This window comes from Acidimicrobiales bacterium, assembly GCA_040219515.1.
Classification (GTDB): domain Bacteria; phylum Actinomycetota; class Acidimicrobiia; order Acidimicrobiales; family Aldehydirespiratoraceae; genus JAJRXC01.
Genome location: JAVJSI010000001.1, coordinates 160,419 through 182,307 on the forward strand (window position 1 = coordinate 160,419; position 21,889 = coordinate 182,307).

Sequence of the window (21,889 nt, forward strand, 5' to 3'; positions counted from 1 at the left end):
GAACCCGCCAAATTGAGGCGAGTTGCCCACCTCCGCGGTGGTCAACTCCACCGAGAAGCGGGGTTGGGGTTGGGGTTGGGGTTGGGGTTGGGGTTGGGGTTGGGGTTGGGGTTGGGGTTGGGGTTGGGGTTGGGGTCAGTCGTCGTCGACGTCGTGAAGGACCTGTGCGATGGCGGGGTCGATGGTCCATTCGTCGGCCGAACGATGGTGTTGCTCGGCCCAGGCGACGGTGAGCGGGTCGCTGCCGGCCATCTCGAGCATGTCCGCGCCGATCTCCGGATGCTGGAGGTAGAGCCCGACCTTGCGGGTGAATCCGGTGCTCTTCGACCACAGCCTGGCGGTGTCGCGACCGGCGACCTTGGCCGACACCGTGGCGACCACCCGTCCCCACGTGCCCAGATCAGCGTCGATCTTGCCGATGTCGTGCAGCAGTGCGGCGGCCAGCACCGGGGGCGTGGCCTCGTTGCCCAGTCGACGTTCGACCTCGCGGGCGACGGCTGCGGTATGGCGACGGTCGGGGCCGTACTGGCGCCGCCAGAGCGCATACTCGGGTTCGGACAGCACCTGCTCGATCCATGCCCGATCGACTTCGGGTGGACCACCGGGGCGGAGCGCGCCGAAGAAACGCCTGGTCAGGTGCAGTGCACCACCCATCAGGACGCCGCCCTCGGGTGGGCCGCCCGATACACGGCGAGCAGGCGTTCGGTCGAGACCTTGGTGTAGATCTGGGTGGTCGAGATCGACGCGTGACCGAGAAACTCCTGCACGGTACGAATATCGGCCCCGTGATCGAGCATGTGAGTGGCACACGAGTGCCGCAGCACATGCGGGGAGAGCTCGGCACTCAAGCCGACGGTGAGCCCGTGCTTGCGGACGACACCCCAGGCGCCCTGTCGACTCAGCCGACCGCCACGATGGTTGAGGAACACCGCCTCCGCATCGGTGCGACTGCTCCACCGCGCGGGCTCCATGACCCGCCGGCCGGCCGGCGCGGTCCATGCGGCGAGTGCAATCGCGGCGTGACGACCGATGGGCACGATGCGCTCCTTGCTGCCCTTGCCCATCACCCGCACCAGTCCGTCGTGGAGATCGACATCGCCCAACGACATGCCCACGAGCTCCGAGATGCGCACGCCGGTGCCGTAGAGCGTCTCGAGGATGGCACGATCCCGCCGGGCGACCGGATGGTCGCCGACGACCGCCTCGATGAGGGCGGTGACCTGATCGAGCGTGAGCGCCTTCGGAAGCCCGCGTGGCACTCGGGGCATCTCGACCTCGGCTGCGGGGTCGTCGGGCCGGCACTCCTCGGCCACGAGGAAGCGGTGCAGTCCCCGCACGGCCACGAGGGTACGGGTGACCGACGCCGGGGCCAGTCCCTCGCCCACCAGCACGTGGACGAACGCGATCACATCGTCCTCGGTGGCCGTGATCACCGTGCCATCCCGCCGTTCGAGATGGTCGCGATAGCGAACCAGGTCACGCCGGTAGGCCGACAGGGTGTTGGTCGAGCGGCCCTTCTCCACGGCCAGCCAGACCAGGAAGTCCTCGGCCTCGTCGTCGAGACGATCGGCGGCATCGACGAGCGGGCCCAACGTCAGCGCCCCAGGTGACGCAGCGCGGCCAGCAGGCCGATGACCGTCTTGGCATCCTTGATCTCGCCGTCGGCGATGGCCCCGGCGACGGTGTCGACCGGCCAACGCTCGATGGTCATGTGCTGCTCCTCGGGCCCCTGCCGGTCGAGCGGCACGGCCTGAAGATCGGTGGCGAGGAACACGTGGGAGTACTCGTCGGAGAAGCCGACCGAGTTGTAGAACTCGGCCAGGGGCACGAGGGGGGTCGAGGTGGTCAGGCCGACCTCTTCGGCCAACTCACGCAGCGCGGTTGCGGCCGGGGCCTCGCCCGCGACATCGCGTTTGCCGGCGGGGATCTCGAGAAGATCGAGCTCGGCCGGCGCCCGGTACTGCCGAACCAGGACGAACTCGTCGCCGTCGAGGGGCACCACTGCGACGGCGCCGGGATGACGGACGACGTCGCGGCTGACCAGCTCTCCGTCGGGCGTCTCGAACTCGGCGACGACGACGTCGATCGCCCACCCTTCGTGGACCTGACGTTCGGAGATGCGGCGGAACCCCGAAGCCGACCGCGGCCCCGGTACGGTCACGACTCGGCGCTGGCCGACTCGGCGGCGGTGGTGGCGTCGAGATCGAGGAGCTGTGGATTGCGGCCGGCCGCTCGCTCCATCGATGCCTTGACGAACTCGCGGAACAGCGGCGACGGACGATCGGGTCGGCTCTTGAACTCGGGGTGGGCCTGGGTGGCGATCCAGAACGGGTGATTCTCGAGCTCGATGAACTCGACCAGGCGACCGTCGGGCGACTCGCCGCTCAGCACGAGTTCGCTGCCCTCGAAGCGAGTGCGGTATCTCGGGTTGAACTCGTAGCGGTGGCGATGTCGCTCGGACACCGTCTCCTTGCCGTAGGCCTCGGCGACGCGAGAGCCCGGGAGCAGCTGTGCCACATAGGCCCCGAGCCGCATGGTGCCGCCCATGTCGGTGACGTCGCGCTGACTCTCCATCAGGTCGATGACCGGGTGCGGCGTGCGGCTGTCGAACTCGGTGGAATTCGCGCCGGCGAGGTTGAGCGCGTTGCGGGCGAACTCGATGGTCATCACCTGCATGCCGAGACACAGACCCAGACACGGCACGTCGAACTCGCGGGCGTAGGCGGCCGCGGCGATCTTTCCCTCGACGCCGCGTTCACCGAAGCCGCCGGGAATCACGATGCCGTCGAGATCCTTCAGACGGCCGGCGGCGAGCAGCCCCTCGACCTCCTCGGCCTGGATCCATTCGATCTGTATGTCGCCGCCGTGGTGGAGGCCACCATGGTTGAGCGACTCGACGACGGACAGGTAGGCGTCGGGCAGGCTGACGTATTTTCCGATCAGACCGACGCGCACCGGCGTGGTGGCGGCCTCGACCTTGGCGACGATCTCCTTCCATGGCGCGAGGTCGACTTCGTGCTCGTCGAGCCCGAGGATGCGGCAGACATAGTCGTCGAGCCCCTCGTCGTGCAGAACCAACGGGATGTCGTAGAGGCTCGACGCGTCGGCGGCGTTGACCACGCCCTCCATGGGCACGTCGCACAGATTCGAGATCTTGCGACGCAGATCGGCGCTGATCGGATCGTCGGAACGACACACGATGGCGTCGGGCTGGATGCCGCGGCTGCGCAGTTCGGTGACCGAGTGCTGTGTCGGCTTGGTCTTCTGTTCGGCCGAGGGCCCGATGAAGGGCACCAGTGTGACGTGGACGTAGAACACGTTCTCGCGACCCACGTCGAGACGGAACTGCCGGATCGCCTCGAGGAACGGCAGGATCTCGATGTCGCCGACCGTGCCGCCGACCTCGGTGATCACGACGTCGACGTCGTCGGACACGAGCCGGTTGATCCGGCGCTTGATCTCGTCGGTGATGTGCGGGAGGACCTGCACGGTCTTGCCGAGATAGTCGCCGCGGCGCTCCGCCGCGATGACCGACGAGTAGATCGAGCCGGTGGTGGCGTTGGAGTCCTGGGTGAGGTTCTCGTCGACGAAACGCTCGTAGTGGCCGAGGTCGAGATCGGTCTCGCCGCCGTCGTCGGTGACGAACACCTCACCGTGCTCGAACGGGTTCATGGTGCCGGGGTCGACGTTGAGGTAGGGGTCGAGCTTCTGCATCGTGACCCGCAGGCCACGGGCCTTCAGCAACCGACCGAGCGAGGAACCACTGAGGCCCTTGCCCAGGCCACTCACCACGCCGCCGGTAACAAAGATGTGCTTCGTCATCGGGATCTCAACCTAACCAATCGAGGGCCGCCTGGCGCGCACGGTGCGGGATCATTTCTAGGACCTCCCGGCCGAGAGAAGTTCGATGGCATGTTCACGGGCGGCCTCCGAGTCGGGTGAACCCGACAACATCCGGCTCACTTCGGTGATCCGCGTCTCCCGATCGAGCAGCGTTGCCGCGCTCACGGTGGCACCCTTCACGGCGCGCTTGGAAATCGCCACATGGTGATCGGCAACGGCTGCGACCTGGGCGAGATGGGTGACCACGAGGACCTGGTGGGTGTCGGCCAGCGCCGCGAGCGATGCGCCGACCATGTTCGCGGCCGCGCCGCCGATACCGGCATCGACCTCGTCGAACACGAGTGTGGGTGGCCCGGCGCTCAGCACCAGGCGCAACGCCAACATTGTGCGGGCGAGTTCGCCGCCGGATGCCACCTTGGCCAACGGCTGCGGATCGTGCCCGGCGTTCGCGGCCAGCAGGAACGTGACGTCGTCGCCCGCGGGTCCCTCGACCTGCACCTCGAGCCGGGCGCTGGCCATCGCCAGGCCACCGAGATGGCCCTCGACGGCCGCTGCGAGCCGGGGCGCAGCGGCAACCCGGGCGGCGCGGACCCGCGCCTGCTCCTTCGTGAGCTCGGTGAGCAGCTCACCGCGTCGGACGTCGAGTGACGCAGCCCGTTCGTCGTGGCTGCGCAGTTCGGCGAGACGCTCGGCGGACTCGGTGGCGAACGCCGCGACCTCGGCCAGATCGTCGCCGTACTTGCGGCGGAGCTCACGCAGTAGGGCTCGTCGTTCTCGCAGGACGGCGAGGCGCTCGGGATCGTCGTCGATCGCCTCGACCTGGTCGCGCACCTCGGCGGCGAGGTCGGCCAGCTCGGCCGTGATCGACCGCAGGCGCGCCTCGACCTCGACGAAGGGGGCTCGACCCTCGACGGCCGCCAGCGCGGCGGCGATGGCGTCGGACGCCGGTCCGTCGGCATCGAGCAGACCCCGGGCGACGGCGGCGGCATCGCGATGGGCGTTGGCATCGGCCAGGAGGCTCTCCTCCTCGTCGAGACGGCGGTCCTCGTCGGGCCCCGAGATGCCGGCGGCCTCGATCTCGTCGAGTTGGTGCTGCAGGAGATCGATCTCGCGCGCTCGGGCCCGTTCGTCGCCGCCGAGCTCGGCCAGTGCGGCGTCGACCGCGCGCAGGTCGTCGACCAGCGCGGCCAGACCGGCGGTGTCGATGGCACCGAAGCGATCGAGCGCCGCCCGCTGCACAGGCCCTTTGAGCAGCGACTGGTGGGCATGTTGGCCGTGGAGGTCGACCAGGTCGGCACCGTGCTCGCTCAGGGCGGCCACCGTGGCCAGTCGGCCGTTGATGTAGACCCGCGAGCGTCCGTCGCGGGGAATGACCCTTCGGACCACGACCTCCTCGTCGTCGTGCACGAATCGGCCCTCGATCTCGGCTTCCTCGGCACCCGGCCGCACCAGCGACGCGTCGGCCCGCCCGCCGGTCAGCAGGTCGATCGCCCCGACGACGAGGGTCTTGCCCGCGCCGGTCTCGCCGGTGACCGCCGTCATGCCTGATCCGAGCACGAGCGAGAGTTCGTCGATGACACCGAGATCACGCACGACCAGCTCGATCAGCATGGGGACGACACTCCAGGACTCGGAACAGGGACGGGGCCAGGGATGTTGGTGGGTTCAGCGGTCATTCAGCCCGAACTTCGCCTTCAGCACTCGATGGAAACGACGTGGCCCGAGGGAGATGAGTCGGGCCTTGTGTGCGGCGGCGGTGCACTCGATGGTGTCGCCATCACCCACGAGCGCCACCCTACGACCGTCCACTGACACTGTCGCCGGACGGTGACCATCGATGGTGAGACGACACCGGGTGGTGGGCGCCAGGACCAACGACCGGTCGAAGAGCATGTGGGGCGACACCGGAGTCAGTAGCAGCGCCGAATGACTCGGGTCGACGATGGGGCCGCGGGCCGAGAAGGCGTAAGCCGTCGACCCGGTGGGAGTGGCGACGATCAGCCCGTCGGCCGCGTAGGTGGTGAAGAACTCGTCGTCGAGGTCGACGACCAACCGGATGGTGTTCACCTCGGCCGACCGTTCGACCACCGCCTCGTTGAGCGCCAGATGTCGCTGGACGGTGTCACCGCTGCGGATGACGATCTCGATCAGCATCCGCTCGTCGAGACCGTGGTCGCCTCGAAGGACCCGAGCGACCGCGGCCTCGGCCTCGCCGGGCTCCACCTCGGTGAGATAGCCGAGCTGGCCGTGATCGACCCCGAGGATCGGCACCTCGGCGCGATCGAGGAGTTCCACGGCCCGAAGAATCGACCCGTCGCCGCCGAGCGTGACCACGAGATCGAGGCCGGGCCCGAACTCGGCGGCCGCCACGCCGTACGCCTCGAGGCCGCTGACCGCTGCGTCCTCGTCGGGGATCCGGACACGATGTCCCTCGGCGACCAGCCATGCGGCGAGATCCCGAGCGTGCGCCGCGGCTGATTCCCGGCCGAGATGCACGATCAGACCGATCTGGGCCATCAGTCACCCACCTCGGCCAGCGCGGCCGTGATGAACGGCTCGAGGTCACCGAGCGGCGCGCCGCGTCGGGCATGAACGAGGAACTCGACGTTGCCGTCGCCACCGGTGATCGGAGAGACCATGGCGCCCATGATGGCCGCTCCGCGGCTCTGGAGCGCGGTGCACACCTCGGACAGGGTCCGCGTCCACACCGTGGCGTCGCGAATCACGCCTCTCCCCCGATCGGCTTCGGCCTTGCCCGCCTCGAACTGCGGCTTGACCAACAGCACCAGATCACCGCCGTCGACGGTCAGGTCCAGCAGGGCATCGAGCACGGTCCGCAGCGAGATGAACGAGAGGTCGCCGACGAGCACATCGCCGGGTCCACCGACCGAGGCGGGGTCGAGATCACGGATGTTGGTCTGCTCGTGCACGGCAACCCTCGGATCGGCCCGCATCCGCTCGTGCAGCTGGTTGCGGCCCACGTCGATCGCCACCACCGTCTCGGCACCGGCCCGGAGCGCACAGTCGGTGAAGCCTCCCGTGGACGACCCGGCATCGATGACGCGGCATCCGGTCACGTCCACGGCGAAACGCTCGAGTGCGGCCGCGAGCTTCTCGCCACCACGCGACACGAAACGGGGGCCGTCGCCCACCACCTCGATGGCGTCGCCCGGGTCGACCTGACGCGCCGCCTTCTCGGCGACCGCCCCTCCCACGAGCACTCGCCGCTCGCTGATGAGGAGCTGCGCACGGCTCCGGCTCTCGACGAGCCCACGGCGGACGAGCTCGGCGTCGAGTCGTCGACGACGACTCACGGCCCGCTCGAGGCGGCGCTCAGCGCTGATACCCACGACGTGTCGGTCACCGACGTCTCCACGGAAATCCCCGGAAGGCGTCACTCTATGCATCCACGCTCCCTAACATGACGGTTCGGCCGACAGATCGGCCGTGTTCCGGGCCGACGATGCGCGAGTGGCCCCGGTGAAGAAGGGAAGCATGGCGGCAGATCCAGACGAGGCGATTCGACAGCAGGTCGAGAGTTTTCGCCACGAGTTCGACCGAATCGTGGCCAACGTCGAACATGTCGTGAAGGGCAAGCCCGATGTGGTGCGCCTCGCCATCACCTGCATGCTCGCCGATGGTCATCTCCTGATCGAGGACGTGCCCGGCGTCGGCAAGACGTCACTCGCGCGGGCGATGGCCGAGACCATCGACGGGTCGTTGCAACGCATTCAGTTCACACCCGACCTCCTGCCCACCGACGTCACCGGTGTACAGATCTACAACCAGGGCGAGAACACCTTCGAGTTCCACGAGGGCCCCGTGTTCGCCAACGTCGTCGTGGCCGACGAGATCAACCGGGCATCGCCGAAGACCCAGGCCGCGCTGCTCGAGGTGATGGAAGAGCACCAGGTCACCGTCGACGGGCAACCCCGACCCGTCCCGGACCCGTTCGTCGTTCTCGCGACGCAGAACCCGATCGAGCTCGACGGCACCTACGAGTTGCCCGAGGCGCAGCTCGACCGCTTCCTCATGCGACTCCACATCGGCTACCCCGATGCCGCAACCGAGATGGAGATCCTCGACCAGCACGAGAAGCGGTGGGACCGCACCGAGCTCGCGCCCGTGGTCGACACCGCTCGCTTCGCCGCCATGACCCGCATCGCCGACCGTGTCCACGTCGGTCCGCTGGTGAAGGAGTATCTCGTGGCCATCTCCAGCGCCACCCGCATCCGCAACGACGTGCGAATCGGTGTGAGTCCCCGCGGCACGATCGCCCTGGCCAATGCGTCACGGGCCTGGGCCGCCGGAAACGGTCGGCACTTCGTCGCACCCGACGACGTTCGCCTGATGGCGCCCCACGTCCTGCCCCATCGAGTCATCGTGACCCCCGAGGCCGAACTCCGCGGCGTCACCGGCAACTCCGTCATCAGCGAGGTACTGAGCCAGACTTCGGTGGACGAGACGACACGGAGCTGAACCGGTGACTCCCGCCGGGCGCGGCACCCTCTTCGCCGGTCTGGTCATCGCCCTCGCAGGGCTCCTCGTCGGCTACCCGGCCCTCACGGTCATGGGCGCGACGCTGGTCGCGGCCGTGATGCTCGCCCTGATCATCGTCGGACGTCCGCCCGAGATCAGCAGCTCGCGTCGGATCCTCCCCGACCGGGTCACCGCGGGCGACCCGGCCACCTCCGAGCTCACGATCACCAACGACGGCCGGCGCACGAGCGGAACCTCCAAGGGTCGCGAGCGCTTCGGCGACGGCAACATCGACGTCGACATTCCGGCGCTCGAGCCCGGCGAGTCGGTCGTGCTCACCAACGAGCTGACGACCACCCGGCGCGGTGTCTTCACCGTCGGCCCACTCACCGTTCGACGCGGCGACCCGATCGGTCTCGCCCGACGGGGCGACATCAACTCCGAGGTCCTGCAGCTGATCGTCCACCCGGTGGTCCACGATGTCGCGCCGTTCCCTGCCGGAATGCGGCGCGATCTCGAGGGTATCCCCTCCGGCGAGGCCGCCGAGGGCGGCATCACCTTTTCGAATCTGCGCGACTACGTGCCCGGCGATGACCTCCGCCTGGTGCACTGGCGATCGTCGGCCCGCGTGGGCCATCTCATGGTGCGTCACAACATCGATGTCCACCGACCGCGCACCACGGTGATCCTCGACACTTCCGTCAATCTCTACGACGAAGAGTCGTTCGAGGACGCCGTTCGGGCGGCCGCGAGCATCGTTTTCGCCGCGATGACCCGCAAGTTCTCCTTCACCCTTCGGACCACCGACGGTCGCATCATCAACGACCGATCGTCTCGGCTCGCGGTCATGGACTTCCTGGCCGAGATCCAGCCCCACGCCGACGAAACCATGGACCTGGGTCGAGCAGCGGCCGCCGCCGGCAAGGACCCCAGCGGCCTCTCCTGCGCCGTGATCACCGGCCGCGCCGGTGTCGACGCCTTGCGGAGCCTGGGGCCCGTCCGCAACCGTTTCGACCAGCTCACCATGATTCGCATGGGCAGCGCCGAGCGCTCCCAGGTCCACGAACTCGCCGGCGCGATCCTGATGAACACCCGCACATCGACCGATTTCGCCCATGCCTGGAATCGGCGGATGCGGCGATGAGGCTGCGCCCCGCTCCCACCACCACGGCCGCCATCTGGCTGCTCATCGCCGCGGCCACCATTCCGATGCGCGACGTCTTCGGGACGGGGAGCTGGCTGGTCAACATCGTCGCCGCGGCGTTGGGGGCCTCGCTGGTCGCCAGCGCGATCGAGACCAGCCGACCTCGGCTCTCCGGGGCGGTCATCTGTGCGGCCACTGCGGCTGGTGCCGCTGCCTGGGCGACGCTCGTCGTCCTGCGCGAGACATTCTGGTCGAGCCCCGGGTCGGCCGACGTCGTGCGTGAGCTCTTCGACGGTGTCCTCCACGGATGGAGCGCGCTGCTCGACGAACAGGTGCCGCTCACCGATCCGCAGCGGGCCGAGACGTTCGCGAGCTTCCTGGTGTGGGTCGTCGCCGCGCTCGCGGTCCACGTCGCGGCTCGCGGCCGCACCGCGCTCGCCGCCGTCGGTGCCGGCGCCGTGCTCTTGAGCATCAGCACCGCCGCCGTGCTGCCACGGGGGCTCCCGCCGGCCGTGGTCGGCGTGGGCGCGGGCATGGCCGCACTCGTCGCCGTCGCCACCCTGACGCGGGCCGCCGACCAGCAGTGGCTGGCGGGTCGAGTCGTTGCGCTCGCTGCCATCGTGGGCGCGTCCGCCTCGATCGCAGCTCTCGCCGGACTCGTCGCGCCGTCTCTCGACCGCACCCCCGTGGACCCTCGATCCGCCCGGGAGGTCGAGGTCGTCAACATCGAGGTGCCCGATGTCCTGGCCGAGTTCGGCACTCGCCGGCAGGGCACCGAACCCGTCCTGAGCATCGAGAGCGAGGTTCCGCCCGCCGGCCTACGGCTTCGGCTCCAGGTCTACGACGAACACAACGGCGAGCGTTGGGTTCCGTCCGCCGAGTTCGAGCAGATCGCGACCTTTCCGTCCCCGACCGAGCTCCCTCCGGGCGAACCCGTCGATCTCTCCATCCGCCTCGAGGACCTCGATGGCCCGTGGATCCCCGTCCCTGATCGCCTCGTCGGCATCGACGTCGAGGACCTCCGCTGGAACGAGGACGCGCAGACCCTCATCAGCCCCCGACCGCCGGTCGACTACGCCGTCTCGGGCACCCTCGTCGGCCGGGCCGATCTCGATGGCATCGAGGCGGCCCGAGACGAGGTCGACCGCGAGGTCGGCACCCCACCCAACGGGCTGCCCGACCTCATCCGCGAGACCGCGGCCGAGGTCACCGCCGAGACGACCGACGCGATCTCGGCGGTCGATGCGGTCACCGCCCGTGTCCAGAGGCTCGGCCGAGACGAGTCGACACCGCCGGGCAACTCGTTCGGCCGCCTGCGGGACGACCTGGAGATGGAGCGCGCCACGGGCGCCGAACAGATCGCCTCGCTGCATGCACTGATGCTGCGCTCGATCGGCATCCCCAGTCGTGTCGTGGTCGGCTACCTGGCCAACGGGCCGATCGTCGAGCCGACGGACCTCCAGGTGTGGGTCGAGGTGGCGTTCTCGGGCGTCGGCTGGGTCATCATCGACCCGGTACCGGCCGAGACCGAGACCGGCGACAGCTCTGCCCAGGAGAACGTGCCCACCACCACGGCGCCACCGACCGACTCGCCGCTCCAGGCCCAGGCCCTTCCGCGAGAACTCGGTCCCGGCGAGGATCCCGACGAGCCCGAGATCGGCAGCAACGACCAGCTCACCTGGGGTGATGTCGCCGGCTATGCACTGATCGCCGTCCTGGCCCTCGTCGCGCTGCTCGTCGGACTGCGCGTGCTCCGTCGGCGCCTCCGCTACGGCCGAGGGCGAGCGGCGGAGGTGCGGGTACTCGGCGCATGGGCCGAACTGGTCGATCGGTTGCGCGAGCTCGGCGCGCCCATCCTGTCCACGACGACCACCGGCGACGTCGTCTTCATGGCAACGGCCATGGACGACACTCTCGGTGCCCACACCGCGGCGCTCGCCGGACTCGCCGCCGCGGCCCTCCACGCGCCGCATGCCTCCGAACCCGACGACGCCGCGGCGGCGTGGGACGAGCTCCATGTCGCCGAGGCCCGGATCGTCGAGATCCGTGGCCGCACGGCGGTGCCCCGTCGCTACCTCGACCCGCGGGTGCTGCGCTACAACGCGCCTCGACCTCCGGCGTCGCGCGAAGGCGGTCACCGGTCGAAGGTCAGGGAACGTTCACGGTTTTCGTGACGTTGCGGGTCACCCCACCCGAGGTGACCGAGAGAGTGACGCTGTACGGACCCGGCGCCGCGAACGTGACCGTCGGGTTCTGCGCCGTGCTCGTCTGCCCGTCGCCGAAGTCCCACAGCCAGGCGTCGATCGGGCTCCCCGTCGACGAGTCGACGAACGCCATCTGGTTCGGTACCGCGGTCGGTGTCGCAGTGAAGTTGGGGGTGATCACCGGATTCACCGTCAGGGACAACACATCACTGCCCGAGACCCCTCGGGCATCCGTGGCTGTCACCTCGATCGTCCAGGTCCCGGCCTCGGTGAACTGGTGGGCCTGGGTCGGACCGACATCGGTGTAGACGGCGGTCGGGGCGGAGACGCCGGTCTTGGTGATCCTCCACGACCAGGTCAGCCCGGTCAGCCCGTTGGCCTCGGTCGAGGTGAACGACACCGTCGTGTTGACCGGCACCGGCCCGGCCGGCGATGCCGCCGGCGGCGAGGGATCGGGCGGCGGCAGTACGACGACCGTCACCGACCTCGTCGCCTCCTGGCCGAACGGTCCGGTGGCCCGCAGCCAGACGGTCTTCGTGCCCACCGTGTTGAAGATGTATTCACCGGTGGCTGCGCCCGGCACGTAGCCGGCGCCCACATAGTCCCACTCCCAGGTCGACACCGACCCGGTGACCTGTGGCGTGAAGATGACCCGCTGACCGGTGGTGGTCGTTGCCGGGCTGGCCACCAACGACTGGATCACCGGCGCCGGCGGCGGCGTGATCGTGATGTCGTGTGTGTCCGTGCCGTTGCTCACGGCCGGCACCGGCGACTCGGCGATGAGCCGCACCCGGTAGTTGCCGGGTGCCGTGAACGTGTGGTCGACCACACGCCCGGTGTACGTCACCTGGTTGGCGCCCTGGGTGATCTCCCATCGCCACACCGCAACCGGCCCCGAGCCCGCCAGGGTGTTGCCGGTGAGTGTCACGGTTCCGACCTGGGCCGACGACGGCACCCCGCTGATGCTCACGAGGGGCGCCGCGGGGTCGACCACCGTGACGGTCCGCGAGACGGTCGGACTGAAGTCTCCGAGGGCACCGCGGGCCCTCATCGTCATCGTGTAGGTCCCTGACGAGGTGTAGACGTGGCTGAACGTGCCCGTTGCGTTGCGCTCGAGCGGCGAGCCGTCGCCGTAGCTGATCTCGTAGAGGTCGATCGGCCCCGAGGCCGCGGCCACCCTGGCCGCGTAGGAACTCGTCGTCGATGTGGTGACCGGCCCCGTGTCATTCGGGAACTTCGTGATCCCGTCGAGACGCGGTGCGGCCGGGTCGACCGTGATCGTCACCGGATCCGACGTGGCGGTGTCGCCGGTGCTGCTGCGAACGGTGAGCACGACATCGAATGTCCCGGCCGCCGAGTACCGGCGGGTCGGATTGCGCTCGGTGCTGCTGCCACCGTCGCCGAAGTCCCACTCCCAGCTGACGGCATTGACCGATCCATCGGTGAACGCAACCGAACCACCGGCCCGGATCGCGGTTGCCGACGTCGAGAACGCGGCGGTCGGTTCGAGTCGTGGCTCGACGATCACCGAGGTGGAGTCGGTGCCGTTGCGGTTGCTCACCGTGAGCGTGACCACCTTCTGACCCGGGCTGGTGAACGTGTGGAGGGGATCCGGCGCATTGGAAGTGACACCGTCGCCGAAGTCCCATTCCCACGAGGTCGCGTCCACCGAGGCATCGACGAACAGCGTCGTCTGCCCGACCCACGGTGACGCCACGAAATCGCCGATCTGGGCGACCGGCGCCGGGAGTTCGGCCAGGACCTGCACCGACTGTGTGACCGTGTCGCTCCCCGCACCATTGGTCGCTGTGAGGGTCACGAGATAGGTGCCGGGCATCCCCCACGTGTGCGTGACCCGCGCGCCGGTGGCCGACTGGCCGTCGCCGAACGCCCACAGCTCGGAGTCCGGGCTGTTCGTCGACAGGCTCGACAACGTCACGACGTCGCCGACCTCGATCACCACGGGGAGCGTGCCGATCACGGCGCGCGGGGGCCGCGTCGCCGGTGCGACGACGATGTCGACCGTTGCCGTGGACACCCCGACGGAGTTCTCGGCCCGCAGCGTGACCCGGAAGGTGCCCTCCGCGAGGAACACGTGCGTCACTTCCTCACCACGGCTGGTCTTGCCGTCGCCGAAGTCCCAGCGATAGCTCGCCTGATCGGTGGACGAGGATCCGACGAAGGCGACCGCTTCGCCGAGGTCCACCGTCGTCGTGGCGACGTCGATCGCCGCCACAGGGGCACGAAGTCCGTCGACGACGGTCACCACGACCGACGCAGTGTCGGAACCCTGTTCGTTGGCGACCGTGAGGCGCACCGTGTAGGTGCCGGCCCTCGACCAGGACTTGGTCACGTCGGGGGCGGAGGCGGTGTCACCGTCACCGAAGTCCCATCGCCAGCGCTCGATGTCACCGTCGCTGCGATCCTCGAACTCGACCGGCTTCCCGACACCCACGACGGTCGACGAGTAGACGAAGTCCGCGGCCGGTCGCAGCGTCGCATCGGCCGGGACCACGGTGATGGGAAGACTGATCTCGTCGGCCTCCTCGCCGCGGCCCACCCGCAGCGTCACCGTGTAGGAACCGGGTTCCTCCCAACTCTTCTCCGCCTCGGGGCCTTCGTCACCGGTGCCGTCGCCGAAATCCCACACCCAGGAATCAGGGCTTCCCGATGACTTGTCGACGAACCTCACCGGTACATCCACTGCCACGGTCGTCGCACTCAGGGCGAAGTTCGCCACCAGTTCGTCGCTCGGCAGCGGCTCGTCGATCTGTTCGCTCTCCACCTGTGTCGTGACGACATTGGCGTCGATGACCGGGATGTTCGCCGTGGCGCCCGACGCCGACTCATCGGTCTCCTCGACCAGCCCGTCGTCGGTGCTGTCCTCCTCGACGACCGCGACGACGCCCTCGCCCTCACCGGTGGTCGAGACGGACCCTCCGACCGAGGTGCTGACCGCGTCACCGGGGCCATCCGCCCCGAGGAACACGGCGAGCGAGCTTCCCGGGTCGTAGGCGACAACGAAGTCGTCGCGAGCACGAAGGCGCAGGTCACCGGGTTCCAGGACGAGGTGGACCTGGTCGGACTCACGCGACGGATCGACGACGTGCACCTCTCCGGTGAATCGTTCGGCCACGAACACCCGGCGCGCCGCCACCACCGGCCTCGCCAACTCGCCCACCTCGCCGATGAGCGCAGTCGCCGCGCACTCGCCATTGGTGAGGTCCGCGACATGCACCGTCGAGCCGACGATGGCGACCACCCAGCCGATGCTCGAGCCGATGATGTGGTCGGGGTTGGCCATGAAGTCCTCGAAGCATGCGAGTCGCTCGCCGCCGAGGGTTCGGACACCATCCTGTCTCGCCTCGACGATGCGGTCGCCGACACGGACCAACGGGCCGTCGCTGCCCGACCGACGCTCGGTGGCACCGTCGGCATCGATGGCGATCCGATCGGCACCGTTCTCCACGAGCGCCCCGTCGCCGTCGGCCACCACCGAGCGGCTGTCGGCCGGCACCGTCGCCTGCGTCGAGTCGGTGACCGAGGGATCGACGAGCACCGCCTCGGCCCCTGCCACCGCCACGATCCCGTCGGGTCCGATGTCGACCATCGACTCCGATGCCGGAAGACTGCCGGTGGTCCTCACCACCTGATGGAGGGCGGGATCCACGAGCGAGATCTGCCCGGCGGTGCGATCCACGACGACCACGCCGCCGTCGCCTTCTTCGACGACGAGATCCGCCAGTCGATCGCTCACCGCGACGCGTGCGGTCACGGCGTTCGCCTCGGCGTCGAGATGCACGATTTCGCCACTCAGGGGGGCCGGAACCCACAAACCGGTCGGCGGGGTCTCGACCTCGGTGAGCACCTCGGGGTCGATCTGGAACGCGGCCGCGCTGAGACCCACCGTCGCTACGACGGCCGCAACACCAGCGACTCGACTCCAACGCCTCCGCACAACCACTCAGAGTACCGCAGCGAGAAGGGCGGACATGGGGCGGGTGACCCATGTGTCTCACGAGCCCGGGGCCCGAACCGGTTCGTCAGCCCAATTCGTCGACCAAGGCCAGGAGATCGTCGGCCACGAACCGTGGTGTCGGGACGACGGGGAGGTCCTCGGACGACACCACCCCGCTGAGCACCAGCGCGAAGTCGTAGCCGAGTGCCTCGGCGAAGAGACCGTCGGTGTCCGGGCGATCGCCGATCATCACGCCGGCATCGCCCAACCGGTCTCGCACGAAGCGGGCGATTGGCTCGTGCGGTTTCCCGGCGATCTCGGGCGCCTGCTCCGCACAGGTCGCGACCGCAGCCACCAGCGCGCCGTTGCCGGGGAGAAGCCCGTCGGCATCGGGGAACGTGGGGTCGTCGTTTGTCGCGATGAACCGGGCACCGGCCCGGATGGCCCGCATCGCGGCGGCGAGCATCGTGTAGTCGAAGTCCGTGGTGATGCCCAGCGCCACGGCGTCGATCGTTCCGTCGTCGACGAGCACCGCGCCCCGCTCGGTCATTGCGTGGCGAAGCCCATCGCTGCCGATCGCCAGGACCCGGTCGCCGGACGCCACCATGGCCGCCGCGGCCATGGCCGCGGTGATGACCAGCGGCTCGGCATCGGGGATGCCGTGCGACGCGAGCTTCGCCGCCACCTGCGCGGGCGTGCGGGCCGCGGAGTTGGTGACGAACGCAATCGGCCTACCGGCGGCACGCAGTCGCGCAATCGCCTCCGGCGCACCGGGAATCGTCTCGGCCCCACGCCAGATAACTCCGTCGAGGTCGATCGCCCAGGCGGTCAGCGGACTTCCCAGGTGGGGAGGCTGTGGAGCAATGCATGCAGGTCGCCGCTCCCCTTCTCGTTCTGGGCCGCCGCGAGCTGTGCGTCGACCGACGAGCCGTAGTCGGGACGGTCGATCGCCCGGAAGACCCCGACAGGGGTGGGGCTCTCACGATCGTTGGCCAGTCGGCTGAGCGCGAACGCGACCGACGGGTCGGGCGACCCCTCGTCGTGCACCACCAGGGCGTCGACTCCCACGTCGGCCACGTCGACGAGCCGGGCCGTTCCGTTGTCGAGCACGACCCCTCGGGCCCCGTCGGCGCCGAAGGTGACCGGCTGCCCGTGAGTGAGCTCGATCAGCATGTCGTCACGGGCGTCCTTCTTGGTGATGGCGGCGAACGCCCCGTCGTTGAAGACGTTGCAGTTCTGGTAGACCTCGACGATCGCCGCTCCCTTGTGGGCGTGGGCCCGACGGAACATCTCCTGCATGTGGTTGCGATCCATGTCGTGGGTGCGGGCGACGAAAGTGGCCTCTGCGCCGAGGGCGACCGACACCGGATTGAAGGGCGTGTCGATGGAACCCATCGGGGTGGACTTGGTGACCTTGCCCACCTCGCTCGTCGGCGAATACTGACCCTTGGTCAGCCCGTAGATCTGGTTGTTGAACAGAAGGATCGTGAGATCGACGTTGCGGCGCAGTGCGTGGATCAGGTGGTTCCCGCCGATCGACAGCATGTCACCGTCGCCCCCGACCACCCACACATCGAGGTCGGGCCGAGCGAGCGCCAGCCCCGTGGCGATCGCCGGCGAGCGACCGTGGATGCTGTGCATCCCGTAGGTGTTCATGTAGTACGGGAAGCGGGCCGCACAGCCGATACCGGAGATGAAGACGGTGTCCTCTCGGCGGGTGCCGATCTCGGGCATCAACAGCTGCATCGCGGTCAGGATGGAGTAGTCGCCGCAGCCGGGGCACCAGCGCACCTCCTGATCGCTCGACCAGTCCTTCTTCGTGGTGGTTGCGGTGTCGCTCACTTGACCTTGTCCTCCTCGACCAGTTCCTCGATACGGGTGACGAGCTCTCCGGCGGTGAAGGGCTGACCCATCACCTTCGAGATCACCTTGGCGTCGACCAGATACCTCGCCCGCAGCAGGGCGGTGAGCTGCCCGAGATTCATCTCGGGCACGATCACATGGTCGTACGCCGAGAAGATCGCGCCCAGGTCGTCGGGGAACGGATGCAGGTTGCGCAGGTGTACGTGCCCCACCCGCATGCCGCTGCGGCGGAGCCGGCCGGCGGCACCGGTGATCGCCCCCCACGTGGAGCCCCAGCCGACCAGCAGCACCCCGTCGGGATCACCGACGATGTCGGTGGCCGGGTACGACTCGGCGATCTTGTCGATGCGCGCTTCGCGGATGTCGACCATGCGCCCGTGGTTGACCGGGTCGTAGCTGATGTTGCCGGTGCCGTCTTCCTTCTCGATGCCACCGATGCGGTGCATGAGGCCGTCGGTACCGGGGATCGCCCACGGCCGAGCCAGATCCTCGTTGCGGACATAGGGCCAGAAGACCGGCTCGCCGTTCTCGTCGACTGCGTTCAGTCCCGCGGCGAATTCGACGTCGATGTCGGGCAAGGCGTCGAGGTCGGGCAGCAGCCAGGGCTCGGTGCCGTTGGCGAGATAGCCGTCGGACAGCAGGATCACCGGCGTGCGATAACGCAACGCGATGCGTACCGCCTCGAACGCCGCATGGAAGCAGTCCGACGGCGAGTTGGCCGACACGATCGGCAGCGGCGCCTCGCCGTGACGCCCGTAGCGCGCCATCATCAGGTCGGCCGCCTCGGTCTTCGTGGGCAGTCCGGTGGAGGGCCCGCCGCGCTGGATGTCGACGAGCACCAGCGGCAGTTCGAGGCTGATCGCGAGGCCGAGCGTCTCCCCCTTCAGCGCAACACCCGGCCCACTCGTGGTGGTGACGCCGAGGTGGCCGCCGTAGCTGGCGCCGAGCGCCGACCCGATAGCGGCGATCTCGTCCTCGGCCTGCAACGTCCGCACGCCGAAGTTCTTGTGCTTCGCCAGCTCGTGGAGGATGTCACTCGCCGGGGTGATGGGATACGACCCGAGAAAGATGGGCACGCCGGCTTTCTGCGAAGCCGCGATCAGCCCCCAGGACAGAGCGGTGTTGCCGTTGATGTTCGTGTAGGTGCCCGGTGGCAGCTGGGCCGGGCGAACGGCGAGGCGACTGGCGCTCAACTCTGCGGTCTCGCCGAAGGCGTGGCCGGCCTTGAACGCCGCTTCGTTGGCGGCGATCACCAGCTCCTTGCCCGCGAACTTCTCGCGGATCCAGAGCAGTGTCGGCTCCGTCGGCCGGGTGTAGAGCCAGGAAACGAGACCGAGGGCGAAGAAGTTCTTGGACCGGTCGGCGTCGCGGGGCTTCACCCCGAGGTCCTTGCACACCTCTTTGGTGAGCGACGTCATCGGCGCCGAGATGACCGAGTAGCCGTCGAGCGACCCGTCCTCGAGCGGGTTGACGGCGTACCCGGCCTTGGCCAGGTTCCGCTCCTCGAACGCGTCGGTGTTGACGATGACCGTGCCGCCCGACTCGACCTTCGGAAGGTCGCTCTTCATGGCCGCGGGATTCATCGCGACGAGCACGTTGGGCGCATCACCATGGGTGTGGATGTCGTGGTCGGAGATGTGCACCTGGAACGCCGACACCCCCGCCAGAGTGCCGGCCGGTGCCCGGATCTCCGCCGGGAACTCCGGCAGCGTGGCCAGGTCGTTGCCGAACAGGGCACTTGCCGACGTGAATCGGTCGCCGGTCAGCTGCATACCGTCGCCCGAATCGCCGGCGAACCGAACGATGATGCGATCGACCTCACGGACCTCTGACGAACGGTCTTCTGTGGTGGTCACGGTGCCCCCTCGCAGGCCAGCGACGCTGAACGGACCCGCCCGGCCACCATAATCACACCCCGGGCCCTGGAGCGTAATCCCCGCTCACGCCCTGCCGGCCGCACCTGCGGTGAGCGAAGCGACACCAACGAGCGCAGTGCTGGCGCGACTCGAGTCGGCTCTGGTCACGACGTCGGCCAGCAACTCGGTGCGGCTCTGGCTCGACCCACCGGCACGAAACCACCGTCGGCGCACCGCGCCCACCACGACAACGGCATCGCCCGACTGAAGGCGGGGTGGTCGCACCGGATCGTGCCAGGCCACGGGCACGACATGGCGCTGATCCCCCTCCCCGGTCCTCATCTCGAAGTTGTGCACCACTCCCCCGTCTGGGAGCTCCGATACCCGGACCTCGCTCGACACCACACCGCGCAACGCGGCGACATTGAACGAACCGTCTGCGCTCGGTCGACGATCTGCTTGCTTCATCTTCTTCCCTTTCGACGCGGCCTGCGAGGCAGGCGTCTCGATCTCGGGGAAGCGGGTCTGGGGGAAGCGGGTCTGGGGGAAGCGGGGTCCGGGGAGGGCGGGGCGAAACACGGCTTCGACGCCCTGAAACCGACACTATCGACGGGGTCTGACAGGCTCAGCTGAGTTGCTTGACCCGGGTCTTGACGTCGGAGAAGTGGGGATCGTGACCCGAGATCCACTTGAAGAGTTCGCGGGCACGGGCGGTCTTTCCCGCCCGATCGTAGAAATCACCCAGCGCGTAGGCACGCCGCAGATGCTGGTCGCCCGGTCGCTTCGGCGGCTTCCAGCCGGCCTCGAGCGTCCGGATCGCCTTCGCCACGTCGCCCGAGTCGCCATAGGCGCCGGCCAGCACGATGCGTCCTTCGGTGACGATCTCGCTACTCGGCGACGCCTCGCCCAACTCCTTCCAGAGGAACTCGACCTCGTGCGTCTTGCCGAGCGCCCGATAGCAGTCGGCCAGCACTGGGTGCTGCTCGGTCGAGTCGGTGAGCTCGCGGAAGATCTCGAGCTGGTCGACGGCTTCCTTCCACCGGCCCAGCCGGTAGAGCGACAAGCCCATCAGCTCACGCCCGTCGGGTAGCGCCGGGGCCTCCTTGACCACGGGCCGCAACAACGCTCGCGCATCGGCGAACCGATCGCCCTGGAAAGCCCGGCCCGCGTCGTTGAGCTTGCGGGCGAGCGACTTCGCCCGGTCGGGACCGACCAGGCGCTTGAGTACGACAGCGGGATCCTCGACCCGTTGCGGTCGTGCGCCGAGCGGCTTGCGTTCCCGCAGCACGGGGCCTCGCCCTCGCTTCACCGCGCGGGCCGCATGACGCTCGAGATCGGCCGCGCTCGGAAGATTGCGCTCGCGTATCGGCGGCGCCTTCCGCTCGGGGGCCGGCTCCGGCTCGGTCACCGGTTCGGTGGCCTCGACGTCGAGCGCACCCTCGGCATCGTCGACAGCCCGCTCGGGCTCGGGAGCCGGTCGAGGCTTTCGGGGTCGCTTCGCCGGGAAATCGTCGTAGGCCTCGGTCCCGATAGCCGGCGACTCCATACGGCCCGCGCCGCCACGGGCGATACGGCCCCACCTCGCCGGTCCGGCCAGATCGGGCCCGGGCGGGCGACGTTCGCCGTCGTCGCGACGCGGCGATCGCGCGCCCTTCTCGGACCGCTTGTTCCCTCGAGCGTCGCCGCGAGAATCGGGTCGATTGTCGCCTGAGCGTTCCTTGGACATGGCCGACCAGCGTATCTCGCCAAAACGCACTCAGGCCCCGCCGAAGCGGGGCCTGAGCCAACGTTTCTGGATCCGCTCCAGCGGGCCGAGCCCGCGAGCGGCGCCGGCACTGAGGCCTGCGTGAGAAATCCGGCGGCGTCCTACTCTCCCAGGGACTGACGTCCCAAGTACCATCGGCGCTGACAGGCTTGACTTCCGTGTTCGGAATGGGAACGGGTATGACCCTGTCGCTATCGCCACCGAAACTGTTTGTTCCCGCCGTCGGTGCGGCGGACCCCCTGGCGAAAGCCAACGGGTACGAAGAACGGGGCCCCAACGGGGACCCTGCCTCTTCAGAACTCCATAGCGAGCACGAACAACCGTACATGAAATGTGAAACCAAGCCCTCGGCCGATTAGTACCGGTCAGCTGAATGCATTACTGCACGTACACTTCCGGCCTATCAACGTGGTGGTCTACCACGGGCCTTACCCGGTTAACCCGGTGAGAGATCTCATCTTGGAACAGGCTTCCCGCTTAGATGCTTTCAGCGGTTATCCCTCCCGTAGGTCGCCAACCAGCCATGCCCTTGGCAGGACAACTGGCACACGAGAGCTACGTCCATCCCGGTCCTCTCGTACTGGGGATAGGTTTCCTCAAATCTCTTTCGGCTACAGAGGATAGGGACCGAACTGTCTCACGACGTTCTAAACCCAGCTCGCGTACCGCTTTAATGGGCGAACAGCCCAACCCTTGGGACCTGCTTCAGCCCCAGGATGCGATGAGCCGACATCGAGGTGCCAAACCTTCCCGTCGATATGGACTCTTGGGGAAGAT

General features: G+C 68.6%; 16 protein-coding genes and 2 rRNA genes. 3 read left to right on the forward strand and 15 right to left on the reverse strand.

The features are described 5' to 3' along the window. Positions 1-135 precede the first annotated feature (135 nt). From RIB98_00835 to RIB98_00865, 7 genes are read right to left on the reverse strand one after another with little or no spacing between them, the layout of a single operon-like run. Positions 136-654, reverse strand: a complete 519-nt coding sequence (locus tag RIB98_00835) for an HD domain-containing protein (protein MEQ8839500.1) — start codon at positions 652-654, stop codon at positions 136-138. After that, on the reverse strand, positions 654-1,592 hold the full coding sequence (locus tag RIB98_00840) for a site-specific tyrosine recombinase (protein MEQ8839501.1): 939 nt from the start codon (positions 1,590-1,592) through the stop codon (positions 654-656). The genes RIB98_00835 and RIB98_00840 overlap by 1 nt, the downstream gene beginning before the upstream one ends. A gap of 2 nt (positions 1,593-1,594) precedes the next feature. Continuing rightward, a complete protein-coding gene (locus RIB98_00845) occupies positions 1,595-2,161 on the reverse strand; it encodes an NUDIX hydrolase (GenBank protein ID MEQ8839502.1) in 567 nt (188 codons plus the stop codon). After that, positions 2,158-3,822 (reverse strand): CTP synthase, encoded by a 1,665-nt coding sequence (locus RIB98_00850; GenBank protein MEQ8839503.1) that lies wholly within the window; start codon positions 3,820-3,822, stop codon positions 2,158-2,160. Before RIB98_00850 ends, RIB98_00845 begins: the two co-directional genes overlap by 4 nt. Positions 3,823-3,879: 57 nt before the next feature. Continuing rightward, a complete protein-coding gene (gene recN, locus RIB98_00855; GenBank protein ID MEQ8839504.1) occupies positions 3,880-5,454 on the reverse strand; it encodes a DNA repair protein RecN in 1,575 nt (524 codons plus the stop codon). Positions 5,455-5,508: 54 nt separating this feature from the next. Further along, positions 5,509-6,360 carry an NAD(+)/NADH kinase gene (locus tag RIB98_00860; protein ID MEQ8839505.1) on the reverse strand — a complete coding sequence of 284 codons (852 nt, stop codon included), beginning with the start codon at positions 6,358-6,360 and terminating at the stop codon, positions 5,509-5,511. Further along, positions 6,360-7,193 carry a TlyA family RNA methyltransferase gene (locus RIB98_00865; protein ID MEQ8839506.1) on the reverse strand — a complete coding sequence of 278 codons (834 nt, stop codon included), beginning with the start codon at positions 7,191-7,193 and terminating at the stop codon, positions 6,360-6,362. The genes RIB98_00860 and RIB98_00865 overlap by 1 nt, the downstream gene beginning before the upstream one ends. 145 nt (positions 7,194-7,338) lie before the next feature. Here RIB98_00865 and RIB98_00870 point away from each other — a divergent pair, with 145 nt between their 5' ends. Genes RIB98_00870 through RIB98_00880 form a run of 3 tightly spaced genes read left to right on the forward strand, consistent with a single transcriptional unit; the run spans position 7,339 to position 11,640 of the window. Continuing rightward, positions 7,339-8,322, forward strand: coding sequence for a MoxR family ATPase (locus RIB98_00870; GenBank protein MEQ8839507.1), 984 nt, complete (start codon positions 7,339-7,341; stop codon positions 8,320-8,322). 4 nt (positions 8,323-8,326) lie between these two features. Further along, positions 8,327-9,466 carry a DUF58 domain-containing protein gene (locus RIB98_00875; protein ID MEQ8839508.1) on the forward strand — a complete coding sequence of 380 codons (1,140 nt, stop codon included), beginning with the start codon at positions 8,327-8,329 and terminating at the stop codon, positions 9,464-9,466. Then, positions 9,463-11,640 carry a transglutaminaseTgpA domain-containing protein gene (locus RIB98_00880; GenBank protein ID MEQ8839509.1) on the forward strand — a complete coding sequence of 726 codons (2,178 nt, stop codon included), beginning with the start codon at positions 9,463-9,465 and terminating at the stop codon, positions 11,638-11,640. Before RIB98_00875 ends, RIB98_00880 begins: the two co-directional genes overlap by 4 nt. Here the strand turns inward: RIB98_00880 and RIB98_00885 are convergent. The 8 genes from RIB98_00885 to RIB98_00920 form a co-directional block, all read right to left on the reverse strand. Then, complete coding sequence (locus tag RIB98_00885) at positions 11,615-15,577, reverse strand: PKD domain-containing protein (protein MEQ8839510.1); 3,963 nt, start codon at positions 15,575-15,577, stop codon at positions 11,615-11,617. The genes RIB98_00880 and RIB98_00885 overlap by 26 nt on opposite strands. A gap of 136 nt (positions 15,578-15,713) precedes the next feature. Next, positions 15,714-16,493 (reverse strand): HAD-IIA family hydrolase, encoded by a 780-nt coding sequence (locus RIB98_00890; protein MEQ8839511.1) that lies wholly within the window; start codon positions 16,491-16,493, stop codon positions 15,714-15,716. Further along, positions 16,457-17,470 carry a 2-oxoacid:ferredoxin oxidoreductase subunit beta gene (locus tag RIB98_00895; GenBank protein ID MEQ8839512.1) on the reverse strand — a complete coding sequence of 338 codons (1,014 nt, stop codon included), beginning with the start codon at positions 17,468-17,470 and terminating at the stop codon, positions 16,457-16,459. The genes RIB98_00890 and RIB98_00895 overlap by 37 nt, the downstream gene beginning before the upstream one ends. Beyond that, positions 17,467-19,347, reverse strand: coding sequence for a 2-oxoacid:acceptor oxidoreductase subunit alpha (locus RIB98_00900; protein ID MEQ8839513.1), 1,881 nt, complete (start codon positions 19,345-19,347; stop codon positions 17,467-17,469). The genes RIB98_00895 and RIB98_00900 overlap by 4 nt, the downstream gene beginning before the upstream one ends. A gap of 84 nt (positions 19,348-19,431) precedes the next feature. Then, positions 19,432-19,926: a hypothetical protein gene (locus tag RIB98_00905; protein MEQ8839514.1), complete on the reverse strand. Its 495-nt coding sequence runs from the start codon at positions 19,924-19,926 to the stop codon at positions 19,432-19,434. 46 nt (positions 19,927-19,972) lie between these two features. After that, positions 19,973-21,073, reverse strand: a complete 1,101-nt coding sequence (locus tag RIB98_00910) for a hypothetical protein (GenBank protein ID MEQ8839515.1) — start codon at positions 21,071-21,073, stop codon at positions 19,973-19,975. Positions 21,074-21,200: 127 nt separating this feature from the next. Then, positions 21,201-21,317 (reverse strand): 5S ribosomal RNA (gene rrf, locus RIB98_00915). Positions 21,318-21,447: 130 nt separating this feature from the next. After that, positions 21,448-21,889 (reverse strand): 23S ribosomal RNA (locus RIB98_00920); the annotation flags it as partial.

Coding starts and splice junctions, on each gene's coding strand:
- RIB98_00835 (MEQ8839500.1), bottom strand. CDS start 654: ATGGGTGGTGCACTGCACCTGACCAGGCGTTTCTTCGGCGCGCTCCGC.
- RIB98_00850 (MEQ8839503.1), bottom strand. CDS start 3,822: ATGACGAAGCACATCTTTGTTACCGGCGGCGTGGTGAGTGGCCTGGGC.
- recN (MEQ8839504.1), bottom strand. CDS start 5,454: ATGCTGATCGAGCTGGTCGTGCGTGATCTCGGTGTCATCGACGAACTC.
- RIB98_00860 (MEQ8839505.1), bottom strand. CDS start 6,360: ATGGCCCAGATCGGTCTGATCGTGCATCTCGGCCGGGAATCAGCCGCG.
- RIB98_00870 (MEQ8839507.1), top strand. CDS start 7,339: ATGGCGGCAGATCCAGACGAGGCGATTCGACAGCAGGTCGAGAGTTTT.
- RIB98_00880 (MEQ8839509.1), top strand. CDS start 9,463: ATGAGGCTGCGCCCCGCTCCCACCACCACGGCCGCCATCTGGCTGCTC.
- RIB98_00910 (MEQ8839515.1), bottom strand. CDS start 21,073: ATGTCCAAGGAACGCTCAGGCGACAATCGACCCGATTCTCGCGGCGAC.